This window comes from Pseudomonas sp. MF08817 (assembly GCF_059862705.1).
In genome coordinates, this window is the sequence record NZ_JCBCUY010000030.1 from 60,140 (window position 1) to 76,943 (window position 16,804).

Sequence of the window (16,804 nt, forward strand, 5' to 3'; positions counted from 1 at the left end):
TTTTTTCCATGACCGGCCCATTGGCGAGTTATTCGGCACGCGCCCTGCATCCCAGATGCTTATTCGGCCCCCCCTGACAGAAACTGCCGAACCAGAGCGCCCTGTGCCTGTCACACCGTCTAGGCTCAGACAATTTCATGCTCGCCCGAGGTCCTATTGATGACTCAAGAACCACTGGTTGTTCGCGAAGCAGACGTGGCCGCATTTCGCCAGGCTGTCCTGACCAAACTGACGTACGCCGTGGGCAAGGACCCGGATCACGCCTTCGACCACGACTGGTTCGAGGCCATTGCCCTGGCGGCGCGCGACCACATGGTCGAGCACTGGATGGACCACACCCGGCAGATCTACCGCAAGGGCCAGAAGCGCGTTTATTACCTGTCCCTGGAATTCCTCATCGGCCGCCTGCTTTACGACAGCCTGAGCAACCTGGGCCTGTTGGAAGTGGCGCGCGAAGCCCTGGGCGAACTCAACGTCGACCTGGAGCGCATCCGCCTGCTGGAACCGGACGCGGCGCTGGGCAACGGCGGCCTGGGGCGGTTGGCGGCGTGTTTCATGGAAAGCATGTCGACCCTGGGCATTGCCGCCCATGGCTACGGCATCCGTTATGAGCACGGCTTGTTCCGCCAGGCGATTGTCGATGGCTGGCAGCAGGAGCAGACCGAGCACTGGCTGGACTTCGGCAACCCGTGGGAGTTCGAGCGCCCGGAGGTGATCTACCCGATCGGCTTCGGCGGCGCCGTGGAAACGGTCGACGCCGACACCGACGAGCCGCGCCAGGTCTGGTGGCCGGCCGAAACCGTGCGCGCCGTGGCCTACGACACCCCGGTGGTGGGCTGGCGCGGCGCCAGCGTCAATACTTTGCGCCTGTGGCGCGCGCGGGCCATGGAAGACCTGCACCTGGAACGCTTCAATGCCGGCGACCACCTCGGCGCCGTGGCCGAGGTGGCGCGGGCCGAGAGCATCTCCCGGGTGCTTTACCCGGCCGACAGCACCGAAGCGGGGCAGGAACTGCGCCTGCGCCAGGAATACTTCTTCGTTTCGGCCTCGCTCCAGGACCTGCTGCGCCGCCACAAGAACATGCACGGCTCGGTGCTGAGCCTGGGCGAGCATGCCTCGATCCAGCTCAACGACACCCACCCCTCGATTGCCGTGGCCGAGTTGATGCGCCAATTGGTCGACCTGTACGAGATCCCCTGGGACCAGGCCTGGCAGGTCACGGTGCAAACCCTGTCCTACACCAACCACACCCTGCTGCCCGAGGCGCTGGAAACCTGGCCCGTGGGCCTGATGGAACGCATGCTGCCGCGGCACATGCAGATCATCTACCTCATCAACGCCCAGCACATCGACTCGCTGCGCGCCCAGGGCATCCATGACTTCGACCTGCTGCGCGCGGTGTCGCTGATCGAGGAAGACAACGGCCGCCGCGTGCGCATGGGCAACTTGGCGTTCCTCGGCTCCCACAGCGTCAACGGCGTGTCGGGCCTGCATACCCAACTGATGCGCAGCACCGTGTTCGCCCAGTTGCACGGGCTCTACCCGCAACGCATCAACAACAAAACCAATGGCATCACCTTCCGCCGCTGGCTGTACCAGGCCAACCCGCAACTCACCGCGTTGATGGTCCAAGCGCTGGGCCCGGACCTGCTCGACAGCGCCGAGCAGCGCCTGATCGAACTGGAACCGTTCGCCGAAAAAGCCAAATTCCGCAAGCAATTTGCCGAGCAGCGCCTGCACAGCAAGCGCGCCCTGGCGGAAATCGTCCTCGAACGCCTGGGCGTGGCGATCAACCCCGAGGCGCTGTTCGACGTGCAGGTCAAGCGCATCCACGAGTACAAGCGCCAACTGCTCAACCTGCTGCACACCGTGGCCCTGTACCAGGCGATCCGCGCCGAGCCGGGCGTGGACTGGGTGCCACGGGTGAAGATCTTTGCCGGCAAGGCCGCCGCCAGCTACCACCAGGCCAAGTTGATTATCAAACTGACCAACGACATCGCCCGCACCATTAACAACGACCCGACCGTGCGCGGCTTGCTCAAAGTGGTGTTCTTGCCCAACTACAACGTCAGCCTGGCCGAAAGCATCATCCCGGCGGCGGACCTGTCGGAGCAGATCTCCACCGCAGGCTTCGAGGCCTCGGGCACCAGCAACATGAAATTCGGCCTCAACGGCGCGCTGACCATCGGTACCCTGGACGGCGCCAACGTGGAAATGTGCGAGCGCATTGGCGCCGAGCACATGTTCATCTTCGGCCTCAGCGCCCAGCAGGTGGAACAGCGCAAGCGCGACGGCGCGTTCAACGCCGCGCCCGATATCGCCGCGTCCCGGCGCCTGGGCGACGTGCTCCAGGCCATCCGCAGCGGTGTGTTTTCCCACGACGACCCGGCGCGCTACACCGCATTGATCGATGGCCTGATCGATTACGATCGTTTCTTAGTGTGTGCAGATTTCGACGCCTATTGGGATGCCCAGGCGCGCGTCGAGGCCCTGTGGCACGACGCAGACGCCTGGTGGCGCTCGGCGGTGCTCAATAGCGCACGTATGGGGTGGTTTTCGTCCGACCGCACCATTCGCGAATACGCCACCGACATATGGAAAGCCATGGACTAGGCAAGCCCGGCGCGGCCGATATACTCAGCCCCACTGCGCCCCATGCTCCTGTACCCCTGCCCCTGAGTGGGAGCGGGCTCTGCCCGCGATAGCGGTCTGCCGGTCGGTGCAGAACATCGCGAACCACTAGGGATCTCACCATGCAATGGATGTTCATGCTCATCGGCCTGCTGCTGGGCTGGCTGCTCGACGAGGAGCCCGGCGAAGCCCTGGTCGGCGCATTGCTGGGCCTGGGCCTGGGCCAGGCCATCGTCCTCTCGCGCCTGGGCGCGCAAGCGGCAGTGCAGGGCCAGGCCTTGGCCGCGTTGGAGCAACGCCTGGCCCTGGTGGAAAGCCCGGCCGCCGACGTCCAAGCCCCCGCCCCCGCCCCAGTACCGGTAGAGCCTGAACCGGTAGAGCCTGAACCGGTCATGGCCGCTGCGCCCGAACCCACCGCGCCCGCCCAGGAACTGGTCTGGGAACTGCCCGCCGACCTGCCCACCGCCGAGCCAACCCCCGCCGACCCTTGGCAACCCGCGGCGCCACAGCAACCTGCGCCGCCGCGTACACCCAACCTGATCGACCGCGCCATCGCCTCGGCGCGCAACTGGCTGTTGGGCGGCAATACCGTGTTGCGGGTCGGGGTGCTGCTGTTGTTCCTCGGCCTGGCGTTCCTGCTGCGCTACGCCACCGAAGGCGTGGTGGTGCCACTGGAGTTGCGCTACGCCGGGGTGGCTGCCGTCGCCCTCGGCTTGCTGGGCCTGGGCTGGTGGCTGCGCCTGCGCAACCGCCAATACGCCGTGATGCTCCAGGGCGCGGGGATTGGCGTGCTCTATCTCACGGTGTTCGCAGCCATGCGCCTGCACCCGTTGATCGACCCGACCGCAGCCTTGGGCCTGCTGGTGGCGGTGACGGTCTTCTGCGCGATTCTGGCGGTCACCCAGGACGCCCTCGCCCTGGCGGCGGCCGCCGCACTGGGCGGCTTTGCCGCGCCCATCCTTACCTCCACCGGCGCCGGTAGCCACGTGGCGCTGTTCAGCTATTTCGCGTTGCTCAACACCGGCATCCTGGCCATCGCCTGGTTCAAGGCCTGGCGCCTGCTCAATGTGATCGGCTTCGTCGGCACCTTCGGCATCGGCCTGGCGTGGGGCCTGCGCGCCTACACACCGGAACTGCTGTGGAGCACCGAGCCGTTCCTGATTCTGTTCTTCCTGATGTACCTGGCCATTGGCTTGCTATTCACCCGCCGCAGGTTGCTGGAAATGCCCGGTGCCCCGGCCGATGACAGCCGTGCAGCGCTGTTGCAGTGGGCGGCGCGCAAGGGCGATTACGTCGACGGCACGCTGCTATTCGGCCCGCCGCTGGTGGGCTTCGGCTTGCAGTTCGCCTTGGTGCAGCACTTGGAGTTCGCGGCGGCGTTCAGCGCCCTGGCGCTGGGGATCGTCTACATGGCGCTGGCCCGGATGCTGGCGGGCGGGCGCGCCTTGTTGCTGAGCGAAACCTGCCTGGCGCTGGGGGTGATTTTCGCCAGCCTGGCCATCCCGCTGGGTTTGGATGCGCGCTGGACGTCCGCCGCTTGGGCGGTGGAGGGCGCCGGGATCGTCTGGCTCGGCCTGCGCCAACAGCGCGTCATGGCCCGCGCCTTCGCCTTGTTACTGCAAGCGGGCGCGGCGCTGGCGTTTGTCAGCGAACTGCGGGGCGGCCAGACCAGCCTGCTCGACGCCCCGCCGTTGGGCGCGCTGCTGCTGGGGGTGGCGCTGCTGTTCAGCTTCTGGCAACTGCGCCGCGCCGCGCCCCCACAACGGGCCGTGTGGGAAGGCTGGTTGCTGCCGGGGCTGGCCGGCGCGGGGCTAGGCTTTGTGTACCTGTTGGCGCCGCTGTTGTTCCAGGTGCCCGGCACGACGATCGGCTGGGCGCTGCTGGGCCTGTTGAGTTTACTGGCGGGTTTGCGCCTGGCTTCGCGCACCGTTGTGGCGTGCGCGTTGGCGGTGCAGGTGGGCGCCGGGTTGATGTTCTTCGCGGCGTGGCTGGGGCGGGCGGCGGCGGAAGGCGCCACGGCGCTGGCCCACGCCAGTTTCTGGGCGCCGCTGGCCTTGGGCCTGGCGGGGCTGATCGGGGCGTGGCGCCTGCATCGCCAAACCTTGGCCACGGCGTGGCAGCCGCTGGACCTACCGCGTTTGTCTGCCGCGTTGTCGTTGTGGGGCGCGCTTTGGTGGGCCCGGGCCTGGGCCAGCGAAATCCTGCGCTTTGCCCCGACTGACCTGCATACCGCGCTGCTACTGGTGGCGCTGGCCCTGAGCATGGCGCTGTGGGCGTGGCTGGCGCTGCGGTTGCGCTGGCCGATGTTGGCCCTGCTGTGCACCGGGTGGGTGCCGGTGGCGGCAGTGGTGCTGGTCGCGGGCTACTTCGAGGGCTATCACCCAGCGGTGGACTTTGGTTGGCTGGCCTGGCCGCTGCTGTTCGCCGTGCATTTCCTCAGCCTGCGGCGCCTGGCGCCGATGCTGCCTGCCAGGGCCTTGAGCGCGGCCCATGTGCTGGGTTGCTGGCTGCTGATCGGCGTGTTGGCGCTGGAATTGCGCTACGCCATGGTGCTGATGGCCGAGCAGTACAACGCCTGGCGCTGGTTGGGTTGGGCGCTGTTGCCCAGCCTGTACCTGGTGCTGGCGGCGCTGCCCCGGGCCTGGCCGTGGCCGGTGTCGGCCTATGCCCGCGAGTACCGGGTGTACGCTGCGCTGCCGCTGGCGGGGTTGATGCTGGTGTGGTTCTGGCTGGCCAACGCCTTTAGCGCGGGCAACGCCGAGCCGCTGCCTTATGTGCCGCTGCTCAACCCGCTGGAGCTGGGCCTGTTGTTCGCCCTGTTCGGCGTGTACCTGTGGTCGCGCAGCGCGGCGGGCCAGTGGGGCCAGTGGGGCCTGCGCGCCGACCACGCACAGCGCCTGGGGCAATTGTTGGTGGGGGTGTCGCTGTTTGCGTTCTTCACCGCGCTGGTGATGCGCGGCGCCCATCAGTGGAGCGGCGTCCCCTTTGAGTTGGATGCGCTGTTGGCGTCGATGCGGGTGCAGGCCGGGTTGTCCATCGTCTGGACCCTCATGGCCCTGGGCTTGATGATCGGCGGCCATTTGCGCCATCGCCGCGAAGTCTGGCTGGTGGGTGCGGCCTTGATCGCGCTGGTGGTGGCCAAGCTGTTTTTTGTCGAACTGAGCAACCGTGGCGGGTTGGCCCGCATCGTCTCGTTTATCGGCGTCGGTGTGCTGTTGCTGGTGGTGGGCTACTTCGCGCCGCTGCCGCCCAAACGTGTGCAAACGCCCGCCAACGCGGGTAACGAAAAGCAAGGAGTGTCGTCTTGATTGCAACGCTGAACCGCGGATGGCTGGGCGCGCTGGGCCTGTGCCTGGCGCTGGCGGCCCAGGCCCAGGCCCAGGACCAACCCGGCGACTTCGCCACCCAAGTACCCCTGACCCTGAGCGGCGACGGCCCGTGGTACCGCCTCGAGTTGCCGCTGGCCGTGCAGATGCTGGCACGCCACAGCGACCTGGCGGACGTGCGGGTGTTCAACGCCGCCGGTGAGCCGATGGCCTACGCGGTGGCCCGGGAGCCGGCGCAAACCCATGAACAGCGCAACCTGCACGAGGTGAAATGGTTCCCGCTGTACAGCGCCGCCGACGCGGCCGAGGCCAAGCCCAGCGTGCGGGTGCAGTCGAACGCCAGCGGCACCTTGGTGCAAGTGGAGCCGTCCACTGAACTTGAGGCCGGCGAGGAAGTGCTGCGCGGTTGGCTGCTCGATACCAGTGCGGTCAAGGCACCGCTGGAGCAGTTGATCCTCGACTGGACCGATCGCGACGGCTTCCAGCGGTTCAGCATCGAGGCCAGCGACGACTTGCAGCGCTGGCGGGCCTGGGGCGAAGGGCAGGTGGCACGGCTGTCGTTCGCCGACGAGCGGGTCGAACAGCATGAAGTCAGCTTGCCCGGGCAACCGGCGCGCTACCTGCGCCTGCTGTGGAACGCCCCGCAAGCGGCGCCGGCGCTCACCTCGGTGCAAGTGCGCAGCACCAGCAGCACGCGCCTGCCGCAGCCGCTGGTGTGGTCGCAACGCCTGACCGGCAGCAGCGTCAAGGACGGCGAATACACCTGGCAACTGCCGGTGGCGCTGAGTGTCGAGCGCTTGCGCCTGGAAATGGGCGAAGCCAATACCCTGGCCCCGGTGCTGCTTTACGGGCGCCGCGACAGCAGCGCGCCGTGGTACTCGCTGGGGGGCGGTTTGTTGTATCGCCTGAGCCAGAACGGCCAAGACGTGGTGCAGGACCAACTGCAGTTGCCCGGGCAGGCTGTGCAGCAGCTCAAACTCGCGGTGGACGGCCGCGGCGGTGGCCTCGGCCTGGCCGCCCCGGCCCTGTACGTGGCGGTGCGCCCCAGCCAGGTGGTGTTCCTTGCGCGCGGTGCCGGGCCCTACACCCTGGCGCTGGGCAGCCCAACGGCGAAAGCGGCGAGCCTGGGCCTGGAAACCCTGATTCCCGATTACCGCCCCGAACGCCTGGCGACCCTCGGCCAGGCTCGGGTGGACGCCAGCGTGCCGGTCGCCAGCGCCCCGGTCGCCGGGCCACTGACCGAGCCGCTACCGATTGTCGCGGGCACCGACTGGAAAAAACTCAGCCTGTGGGCCGTCCTGCTGCTGGGTGTGCTGGCGCTGGCGGGTATGGCGTTCAGCCTGCTGCGCAAACAATAGGCCCGTGTGGCAGCGGGCCCTGCCCGCGATGGGGCCTGTATAGCCGCTGCCTCTCTATCGGCAGGCATGCCACCATCGCAGGTGTGCCCCGCATTCGGGCAAGTATGGTGGCGGCCGCCCAATCTGAACTCAATCCGCTGAATCTCGTCTGATAAGAGCAATTGCCCCCGCACTCGCGTTAAACTGCGCGGGTTTTTCGCCCCCCATCCTCCGGAGCCTTCCATGTCCCGCGTTACCCTGAGTCGCTATTTGATTGAGCAGACCCGCAGCAACAACACTCCTGCCGATCTGCGCTTCCTGATCGAGGTCGTGGCGCGCGCCTGCAAGGAAATCAGCCACGCCGTTTCCAAAGGCGCACTGGGCGGTGTTCTGGGCAGCATGGGCACCGAAAACGTGCAGGGCGAAGTGCAGAAAAAACTCGACGTGATTTCCAACGAAATCCTCCTCGAAGCCAACGAATGGGGCGGCCACCTCGCCGGCATGGCGTCCGAAGAAATGGACAACGCCTACCAGATCCCCGGCAAATACCCCAAAGGCGCGTACCTGCTGGTGTTCGACCCGCTGGACGGCTCGTCGAACATCGACATCAACGCGCCGGTCGGCACCATTTTCTCGGTGCTGCGTTGCCCCAACGAACACCTGAGCCAGAACGAAGCCCTGAACGAAAAGGCCTTTTTGCAGCCAGGCACCCAGCAGGTCGCCGCCGGTTACGCGATCTACGGCCCGCAGACCATGCTGGTGCTGACCCTGGGCGACGGCGTCAAAGGCTTCACCCTGGACCGCGAAATGGGCAGTTTCGTGCTGACCCACGAAGACATCACCATCCCGGCCGCGACCCAGGAATTTGCCATCAACATGTCCAACCAGCGCCACTGGGAAGCCCCGGTCCAGCGCTACGTCAGTGAACTGCTCGAAGGCGAGAGCGGCCCACTGAAGAAGAACTACAACATGCGTTGGGTTGCCGCGATGGTGGCTGACGTGCACCGCATCCTGACCCGCGGTGGCCTGTTCATGTACCCGCGCGACAGCCGCGAGCCGTCCAAGCCCGGCAAACTGCGCCTGATGTACGAAGCTAACCCGATGTCGTTCCTCGTGGAACAGGCCGGCGGCGTGTCCACCGACGGCCACCAGCGCATCCTCGACATCCAGCCAGAAGGCCTGCACCAGCGGGTGGCGGTGTTCCTCGGTTCCAAAGAAGAAGTCGAGCGCGTGACGGCCTACCACAAGGAATAAACCATGACCGCGCCCTGGCAGCCGTTGCTTGAATGGTGGTTCGGTGAAGCCGAACAGCCCAACGCAGTGGCTGCACAGAAGGGCGAGTTATGGTTCGGCAAGCGTGACAGCCAGGACCTTGAAGCGCGCACGCGTTTCGCGGCCCTGGTGGAGCAGGCCCTGGCCGGCGAATTGACCGGGTGGACGCAATGTCCCGAGGGTTGGCTGGCCCAGGTGCTACTGCTCGATCAACTGCCACGCATGATCTTTCGCGACACCCCCAAAGCATTTTCCGGTGACCTGCGGGCCCAGGCCCTGGTGGCCCAAGGCATTGCCGCGGATTTCGACCGGCAATTGCCGCCGATCCGCCGCGTGTTCATCTACCTGGTGTTCGAACACTGCGAAAACCTGGCGGTGCAGAACGAAGCGGTTTCGCGCTTCAGCCAACTGCACGATCAACAACCGCCGCACGAGCGCGCCGTGTTCGCCAGCAACCTGGACTACGCCCAGCGGCACCAGCAGGTGATCGCTCGGTTCGGGCGCTTCCCCCACCGCAACGACATCCTCGGGCGCGCAAGCACGCCTGAGGAAGTGGCGTTTCTGGCGGGGCCGGGGTCGCGCTTTTAGGCCAGGCTCGCTCCCACAATGGATAGCTTTTGTGTGGGAGCGAGCCTGCTCGCGATAGAGCCCTAACGCTCAGCTCAAATCCTGAAACTGCCCACCAAGTGCTTGAGCCGCGCCGCTTGTTGTTCCAAGTCGGCGCAGGCGCGCAGGGTGGCTTGCAGGTTCTCCACGCCTTCCTGGTTCAGGGTGTTGATTTCAGTGATATCGACGTTGATCGACTCCACCACCGAGGTCTGCTCTTCGGTGGCGGTGGCCACCGACTGGTTCATGCCGTCGATCTCGCCGATGCGCTGAGTCACGCTGACCAACCGCTCGCCGGCCTGGTTGGCGATGCCGACGCTGGTTTCGCTCTGGCGCTGGCTGTCGGTCATGATGCTGACCGCTTCGCGGGCGCCGACTTGCAGTTCCTCGATCATTGTCTGCACTTGCTGCGCCGAGTCCTGGGTGCGGTGCGCGAGGTTGCGCACTTCATCGGCGACTACCGCGAAGCCACGCCCGGCCTCACCGGCGCGGGCCGCCTCGATGGCGGCGTTGAGGGCCAGCAGGTTGGTTTGCTGGGAAATGCTGGTGATGACTTCCAGGATCTGCCCGATGTTCACCGTGTGGCTGTTGAGGGTTTCGATGTTGCCGCACGAATCGCTGATTTTCGCCGACAGTTGCTGCATTGCGCCGATGGTCTTGTCCACCACTTGCTGGCCGTCCTCGGCCAGGCTGCGCGCCTCGCTGGAGTGCTGGGAGGCGAGGGCGGCGTTCTGGGCGATTTCCTGGGCCGCGGCGCCGAGCTGGTTGATGGCCGCCGCGACGCTGCTGGTGCGCGAGGCCTGCTGGTCGGAGTTGAGCATCGACGAGTTGGAGGCGCTGACCACCCGCACTGCCACTTCGTTGACCTGGCCGGTGGCCGAGGCCACTTCGCGGATCGAGCTGTGGATGCGTTCCACGAAGCGGTTGAACGACACCCCCAGCGTGCCGAACTCGTCGTGGCCGTGAATGGTCAGGCGCCGGGTCAGGTCACCTTCGCCTTCGGCAATGTCGTGCATGGCGCGGCCCATGGTCAGCAGCGGCTGCATCAGCAGGCGGATCAGCATGCTCAGCAAAGCGATGATGATGACCACCGCAATCACCATGGCGATGATGGCCGAAGTGCGGAACTCGCCAAGCATGGCGAACGCGGTGTTTTGGTCGAGCACCAGGGCCACGTACCAATCGGCGGACGGCACGCCTTTGACCGGGGTGAGGGCGATGAATTGCGCCTGGCCATCCACCTCGACTTCCTGCAAACCGCTGCGCAGCGCAGGCGTGGCGGCGGGGTAGAGTTCGGCCAAGGTCTTGAGCTGCAACTTGCTGTCCGGGTGGATCAACACTTTGCCTTGGGCGTTGACGATAAAGGCGTGGCCGTGACCGTCGAAGTCCAGGGAGTTGATGATGGCGCTGACGCTGCTCAGGTCGATGTCCGCGCCGCTGACGCCGATGGTTTGGTTCTGGTACTGCACCGGGGTGGCGACGGTGATGACCAGTTTGCCCGAAGAAGCCGAGACGTAGGGTTCGGTGACGATGGTTTGCCCGGCGGCAATGGCGGCTTTGTACCAGCCGCGTACGCGCGGGTCGTAGTCGGCTGGGCGGTTGCCGGTAGGCACCGAGGTCATCGCGCCGTCCTGGCCACCGAAGTAGCTGAGCTGGAAATTGCTGGTGTAGGCGGGCAGGCCGATGCTGCGTGCCAGGTTTTGTGGGGTGGCGCCTTCTACGCCGATCTGCTGGGCCAGGGATTGGGCCAGTTGGATGCGGCCTTCCAGCCAGGTCTGGATATTGCCGGTGGTCAGGCTGCCCAGTTCCTGCATCGAGGTTTCGGTACTGGCGCGCAGGCTCTGGCGCTGGCGGTAATCGTTGAACAGGATGAAGCAGGCGAAGGCCACAGCGACCACCAGGGCGGCGGCCAGGAGGATCTTGTGGCTGAATTTCATGTTTCGGGTCATGGAGGTTTACTACCGCAAAGGCTGGTCGGCGAGAGGGGGGAGGCAATTTGCCACACTGCGGGGGCTTGTGCTGCTTCTATGTCGTCTGGCGTGCGGTAAAGGTGAGGGGTTTTTCGGCAAAACCGACGAAATGTTCGCAGCCCTCAGGAAGTGGCTGATTTATTTGGCAAATGAAGACGTTACCGTTCAAGAAATACCCAGTTACACGGGGAACCAGATGGGGGTTTTCTCTTCTAAGCTTCTGGTTGGCAGCCATGCCTCCCCCTTTCGCCCCAGGAGTTCCACCATGTCGTTGCGATCTATCGCGTTGCTGGCGTTTTGCGTGTTGTTGGCCGCATGCAGCAAGGTCAATCAGGAAAACTACTCGAAACTGTCGGCGGGCATGCCCAAGGCCGAGGTCGAATCCCTGCTGGGCAAACCCACCGACTGTTCCGGCGCCCTGGGCATGTCCAGTTGCACCTGGGGCGACAAAAACAGCTTTATCAGCGTGCAGTACGCCGGTGACAAAGTGTTGATGTTCTCCGGGCAAGGCCTGAAGTAAATCCGGGGCCTGGCGCCCACGGGAGAAGAATAATGATGCGGTTAGTAATAGCTCTTATGGCCGGCCTGGCTTTGGCCGGTTGCGCCACTTCTGGCGATGACGGGTTGGCGCCCAAGACCGTCAACCAGGTTGACCTCAAGCGTTACCAAGGGGCCTGGTATGAACTGGCGCGCCTACCCATGTACTTCCAGCGCAACTGCGCGCAGTCCGAAGCCCATTACAGCCTCAAGCCCGACGGCAACGTCGCGGTGCTCAACCGCTGCCTGACCCAGGACTGGCAATGGGAAGAAGCCCGGGGCACGGCCTCGCCGCAAGTGCCGGGCAAGACCGACAAGCTGTCGGTTGAGTTCGACACCTGGTTCAGCAGGCTGCTGCCGGGTGTGGCCAAGGGCGACTACTGGGTGCTGTACGTCAGCGACGACTACAAGACCGCCATCGTCGGCAGCCCGAGCCGTCGCTACCTGTGGCTGCTGTCGCGGACCCCGGAAATCAACGCGGTCAAGCGTGAAGACCTGCTCAGCCGCGCCCGCCAGCAAGGCTACGACACCACCCGCCTGATCTGGCGCGTCTCGGACCGGCAGATGGCCAAGACCTCGCATTGAGCGAAGAACCCCACCGTCGTAGCAAGCCCGCTTGCTACACAGGGCGTGGGTTCAACCCAGCAACTGCCTTAACACCTGGGTAAAGGCGCGGCGGCTGTCCTCTTCCCCTGCATGATGCCCATCACGGATCACCCACAGCCCATTGACCATCACATCCCGCACCTGGCGGTCGCCGCCGGCGAATAGCCAGCGGTTGAGGATGCCGTCGCCGTCCGCAGTCGCCAGATAGGGGTCGTTGCCGTCCAGCACCAGCCAGTCGGCGCGCTTGCCCACGGCCAGGGCGCCGATGTTCTGCCCCAGGGCCTGGGCGCCGCCGTCCAGGGCCGCGTCGTAGAGGGTGCGCCCGACCATCGGTTGATCGGCGCGATACAGGCGGTTGCGGCGTTGGTCGCGCAGGCGTTGGCCGTACTCCAGCCAGCGCAATTCCTCCACCACGCTCAACGACACATGGCTGTCGGAGCCAATACCCATGCGCCCGCCTTGGGCGAGGAAGTCCACGGCCGGGAAAATCCCGTCGCCCAGGTTGGCCTCGGTGGTCAGGCACAAACCGGCAATGGCCTGGCTCTTGGCCATCAAGCTGACTTCCTGCGGGTTGGCGTGGGTGGCGTGGACCAGGCACCAGCGCCCATCGACCTCAGTGTTTTCGTACAACCATTGCAGCGGGCGCAAGCCGCTCCAGGCCAGGCAATCGTCGACTTCCTTTTGCTGCTCGGCGATGTGGATATGCACCGGGCACTGCTTGTCGCTGGCCGCCAGTACTTCGCTGATTTGCTGCGGCGTGACTGCCCGCAGGGAGTGGAAGCACAGGCCCAGGGCCTGCGCCGGCTTCGCGGCGAGCAGCGGTTGCAGGCTTTGCTGCAACCTGAGGTAGCGCTCGGTGCTGTTGATAAAACGCCGCTGCCCGTCATTCGGCGCCTGGCCGCCAAAGCCTGAGTGGCTGTAGAGCACCGGCAGCAGGGTCAGGCCGATACCGGCGGCGCTGGCGGCCTGGCTGATTTGCAGCGACAGCTCGGCCGGGTTGGCATAGGGCTGGCCATCCTGGTTGTGGTGCACGTAGTGGAACTCGGCCACTGAGGTGTAGCCGGCCTTGAGCATTTCGATGTACAGCTGGCGGGCGATTACCCCCAGTTGCTCGGGGCTGATCTTGCCGACGAGGCGGTACATCAAATCGCGCCAGGTCCAGAAACTGTCGTTGGGGTTACCTGCCACTTCCGCCAGCCCGGCCATGGCGCGCTGGAACGCGTGGGAGTGCAGGTTGGGCATCCCCGGCAGCAGCGGCCCGCGCAGGCGCTCGGCGCCGTCGGCACTGGCCTGGCTCTGGATATGGGTCAGCACGCCGTCGGCGCTGACCTCAAAACGAACATTGTTAGCCCAGCCACTGGGCAGCAGTGCGCGTTCGGCAAAGAAGGCGGACATGGTTCAAAACCCCATCGTGATTATTTGTATATACATATACAGACGTTTGCCTGCCCGGTAAACTCCGGCAAGCTAGCAGCCTTTAATCATTCACAAGGATTTCCTGTGCCGACTCCGCCTGCCGTTTCCCCGCTGGCCGCCCAAATGGGTGACAGTCCGGCGCCCTTGTACGCCCGCGTCAAGCAGATGATTACCCAGCAGATCGAAAGCGGAAACTGGCCGCCCCATTACCGCGTGCCGTCCGAGAGCGAACTGGTCAGCCAACTGGGTTTCAGCCGCATGACCATCAACCGCGCCCTGCGCGAGATGACGGCCGATGGCCTGCTGGTGCGCATGCAAGGGGTCGGTACGTTCGTCGCCGAGCCCAAGAGCCAGTCCGCGTTGTTTGAAGTGCACAACATCGCCGATGAGATCGCCTCGCGCGGCCATCGCCACACCTGCAAGGTCGTCACCCTGGGCGAAGAAGCCGCCGGCTCCGAGCGCGCCGTGGCCCTGGACATGCGTGAAGGGCAGAAGGTGTTCCACTCGCTGATCGTGCATTACGAGAACGACATCCCGGTGCAAATCGAGGACCGTTTCGTCAACGCCCTGGTCGCGCCGGACTACCTCGCCCAGGACTTCACCCTGCAAACCCCCTACGCCTACCTGAATCAGGTCGCGCCACTGACCGAAGGCGAGCACGTGGTCGAAGCCATCCTCGCCGACCCCCAGGAATGTGCGCTGCTGCAAATCGAGCCGGGCGAACCGTGCCTGCTGATCCGCCGCCGCACCTGGTCGGGCCGCCAACCCGTGACGGCGGCGCGCCTGATCCACCCCGGCTCCCGTCATCGCCTGGAAGGGCGTTTTCACAAATAAATGAAAAGAAGAGCACCCCATGAGCCACCTGAAGGTTCTGCGCGCGGCTGACTATCCGCGCATGCCCTGGAAAAACGGCGGTGGCAGCACCGAAGAAATCACCCGCGACGCCGGCACCGGCCTGGACGGCTTCGGCTGGCGCCTATCGATTGCCGACATCGGCGAGTCGGGCGGGTTTTCCACCTTCAACGGTTACCAACGCATCATCACAGTGCTGCAAGGCGCAGGCATGGTCCTCACCGTCGACGGCCAGGCCACCCGGCCACTGCGCCCCCTGGACCCCTTCGCCTTCAGCGGCGCCAGCGAAGTTGCCTGCACCTTGCTTGAGGGGGCGATCCGCGATTTCAACCTGATCTACGCCCCCCAGCGCTACCACGCCCGTTTGCAGTGGCTGAGCGGCGAGCAGCGGTTCTTCAGCTCGGCGGGCACCGTGCTGGTGTTCAGCGTGAGTGAAAACCTGGCACTGACCGTGGTGGGGAACCGCGAGCATCTGGGGCGTCATGACTGCCTACAAGTGGACGGTAATGTTGAGTTGTTGGAGATCGCCAGCGACGGTGCGTGCTGCATCATCGAACTGACCCCAGCCTGATCCGGGTTCAAGCACCCGCCCATGGCAGGTGCAACCTGGCGTAGTCCACTTCCCACCAATCGCGTCCGTTTGGTCTGATTTCGCGCAATAAATTGCCTCGCTAGCATCGCGTTTTGTCCTGCGCGAGTGCGTGCCATGCAGCCATCCTCTCCCCCAGAACCCACTGTCCCCGCCGACAACATGCGCGTCGCCCTGGCGTACATCACCGGCGCCCCGGAAAAACTCTTCGACGCCAGTGTCGATACCGCCCTTTGGGTGTGGGAGGCGATCCAGGGGGATTTCAACCAAGACCGCAGCACCGGGCAAATCGCCTTCGACGCGGCGGTCTCCATGGTGCCCTTGGTAGACCAGGTCTGCGACATGCGCGATTTGGTCGCCAACTGCCGCGAACTGCAAAAAGACCAAAGCAACACCTGGGCCTGGGTCGGCCTGTGCCTGACCCTGATCGGCCTGTTTCCGGTGCTCGGTTCCCTGGTCAAGGGCGTGCTGAAAATCTTCTTCCTGTTCATCCGCCGCTCGGGCGGCCATGCCGTGGAGAAGGCCGTGGACGAGGCGATGACCTGGGTCATCACCCTGCTGCGTAAAAAGGAAGTGGTGAAGTACTGGCGTGGCCTGGAGTGGGGCCAAGTGTTCAAGGAACTGGCTGACGCCATCAAGAAGGTGCGCAACCAGATAGACGTCTTGAGGTTGCTGCACGCCTTCGACCGGGGCATTGCCCTGCTCAACACCCTACTGGGCAAAGTCAAATACGTCCCCGGGGCCGCCGCCAAGGCCGAGCAAACCCTGAACATGGTCAAGGCCGTGCGCCTACAGGCCAATGCCCATATCGGCAAAGCGCTACAACCGATACGCGACGCCCTCGACATCGTGATCCGCCGGCTGGAAATGGAAGACCTGATGCAGCATCGGGCGATCCTGAACACGGTGAATGTGCACTTTCACGGCGGATTGCCCGAGGCGCGGGCGGTGAAATTGATGCGGGATGCGAAGCCGTTGCCGGGGTGGTTGAGTCGGGGGAAGCCGGGGGTGTTTAGTCCCGTCGATCCGAAGGACTACATAGACGAGGTAAACAGAAGAGCCGCCCAAGGATTTCCGCGCCTCGATGATAAGCAGATCCAAACCTTCGCCAAGGGCTTGGAGGCGGATGAACTCAAAGGCCCCCAACGCCTTTACCGCATCTTAGGCCCCGGCAGTGTCGCCAGTGCCCAGGACTGGGTCACGGAAGCCGTGTTCAAACAAATCATGGATTCAGCCAACCCCAAGTCTGCCTGGCGCAAGTACCTGGCGGTGTGGCCGGACTGGAACGTCAATGGCCAGTTCGTGGTGTACGACCTCAAGGCCGGGGAAACCCTCAAGGTCTGGAAAGGCCCCGCGGCGTCCCAGGTCAAGGATGGGGAAGTCGAACTAGGTGACCTTTATCTGGAGGGCGGCTGGGAGCAACTCAAGTTCGATGCCAAGTTCATCCGCAACAGCGCCGGCGAAAGCACCGCTGAAGCCTTCGACACCCTGACCTACTACCGCGTGGATCGCCAGACCGGTCGCATGGAACCTGCCTGCGGATTCCACGACACTTGGACACCCAGTCCACGATCATTTGGACACTCGTTCCACGCTCACTTGGACACCTGATCCACGCCCATTTGGACAGGCAGTCGGAGCGCAGCGACGCAGGTTTGCATT

General features: G+C 64.9%; 12 protein-coding genes and 1 pseudogene. 10 read left to right on the top strand and 3 right to left on the bottom strand.

What is annotated here, in order from left to right:
- Window positions 1-159 precede the first annotated feature (159 nt).
- The 5 genes from AC19YR_RS18525 to AC19YR_RS18545 all read left to right on the top strand — a co-directional run bounded on the left by AC19YR_RS18525 (window position 160) and on the right by AC19YR_RS18545 (window position 9,154).
- The gene (locus AC19YR_RS18525; protein ID WP_095108848.1) at window positions 160-2,613 is read left to right on the top strand and encodes a glycogen/starch/alpha-glucan phosphorylase; all 2,454 of its coding nucleotides are present in this window, start codon (window positions 160-162) and stop codon (window positions 2,611-2,613) included.
- Between the two features lie 140 nt (window positions 2,614-2,753).
- Window positions 2,754-5,939 (top strand): DUF2339 domain-containing protein, encoded by a 3,186-nt coding sequence (locus AC19YR_RS18530; protein ID WP_500599603.1) that lies wholly within the window; start codon window positions 2,754-2,756, stop codon window positions 5,937-5,939.
- Entirely contained in the window at window positions 5,936-7,315 is a 1,380-nt protein-coding gene (locus AC19YR_RS18535; RefSeq protein ID WP_500599604.1) for a DUF3999 domain-containing protein, read from the top strand. The genes AC19YR_RS18530 and AC19YR_RS18535 overlap by 4 nt, the downstream gene beginning before the upstream one ends.
- Window positions 7,316-7,537: 222 nt before the next feature.
- On the top strand, window positions 7,538-8,548 hold the full coding sequence (locus AC19YR_RS18540; RefSeq protein ID WP_095108851.1) for a class 1 fructose-bisphosphatase: 1,011 nt from the start codon (window positions 7,538-7,540) through the stop codon (window positions 8,546-8,548).
- 3 nt (window positions 8,549-8,551) lie between these two features.
- Window positions 8,552-9,154, top strand: a complete 603-nt coding sequence (locus AC19YR_RS18545; RefSeq protein ID WP_500599606.1) for a DUF924 family protein — start codon at window positions 8,552-8,554, stop codon at window positions 9,152-9,154.
- A gap of 74 nt (window positions 9,155-9,228) precedes the next feature.
- Here AC19YR_RS18545 and AC19YR_RS18550 read toward each other — a convergent pair whose 3' ends face one another.
- Both AC19YR_RS18550 and AC19YR_RS18555 read right to left on the bottom strand, forming a co-directional pair.
- Window positions 9,229-9,993, bottom strand: coding sequence for a methyl-accepting chemotaxis protein (locus AC19YR_RS18550; protein ID WP_371856232.1), 765 nt, complete (start codon window positions 9,991-9,993; stop codon window positions 9,229-9,231).
- A gap of 93 nt (window positions 9,994-10,086) precedes the next feature.
- A pseudogene (locus AC19YR_RS18555) lies at window positions 10,087-11,121 on the bottom strand (HAMP domain-containing protein); the annotation flags it as partial.
- Window positions 11,122-11,407: 286 nt separating this feature from the next.
- Here AC19YR_RS18555 and AC19YR_RS18560 point away from each other — a divergent pair.
- The gene (locus tag AC19YR_RS18560; RefSeq protein ID WP_095108854.1) at window positions 11,408-11,662 is read left to right on the top strand and encodes a hypothetical protein; all 255 of its coding nucleotides are present in this window, start codon (window positions 11,408-11,410) and stop codon (window positions 11,660-11,662) included.
- A gap of 32 nt (window positions 11,663-11,694) precedes the next feature.
- A complete protein-coding gene (locus tag AC19YR_RS18565) occupies window positions 11,695-12,264 on the top strand; it encodes a lipocalin family protein (protein WP_095108855.1) in 570 nt (189 codons plus the stop codon).
- Window positions 12,265-12,315: 51 nt separating this feature from the next.
- Here AC19YR_RS18565 and AC19YR_RS18570 read toward each other — a convergent pair whose 3' ends face one another.
- A complete protein-coding gene (locus AC19YR_RS18570) occupies window positions 12,316-13,680 on the bottom strand; it encodes a formimidoylglutamate deiminase (RefSeq protein WP_500599607.1) in 1,365 nt (454 codons plus the stop codon).
- A gap of 144 nt (window positions 13,681-13,824) precedes the next feature.
- Here AC19YR_RS18570 and hutC point away from each other — a divergent pair, with 144 nt between their 5' ends.
- From hutC to AC19YR_RS18585, 3 genes are all read left to right on the top strand, one after another.
- Complete coding sequence (hutC, locus tag AC19YR_RS18575; protein ID WP_176465098.1) at window positions 13,825-14,535, top strand: histidine utilization transcriptional repressor HutC; 711 nt, start codon at window positions 13,825-13,827, stop codon at window positions 14,533-14,535.
- Between the two features lie 19 nt (window positions 14,536-14,554).
- A complete protein-coding gene (locus tag AC19YR_RS18580) occupies window positions 14,555-15,124 on the top strand; it encodes a HutD/Ves family protein (protein WP_500599609.1) in 570 nt (189 codons plus the stop codon).
- A 135-nt stretch (window positions 15,125-15,259) separates the two neighbouring features.
- Window positions 15,260-16,753: a hypothetical protein gene (locus AC19YR_RS18585; RefSeq protein WP_500599611.1), complete on the top strand. Its 1,494-nt coding sequence runs from the start codon at window positions 15,260-15,262 to the stop codon at window positions 16,751-16,753.
- Window positions 16,754-16,804 lie beyond the last annotated feature (51 nt).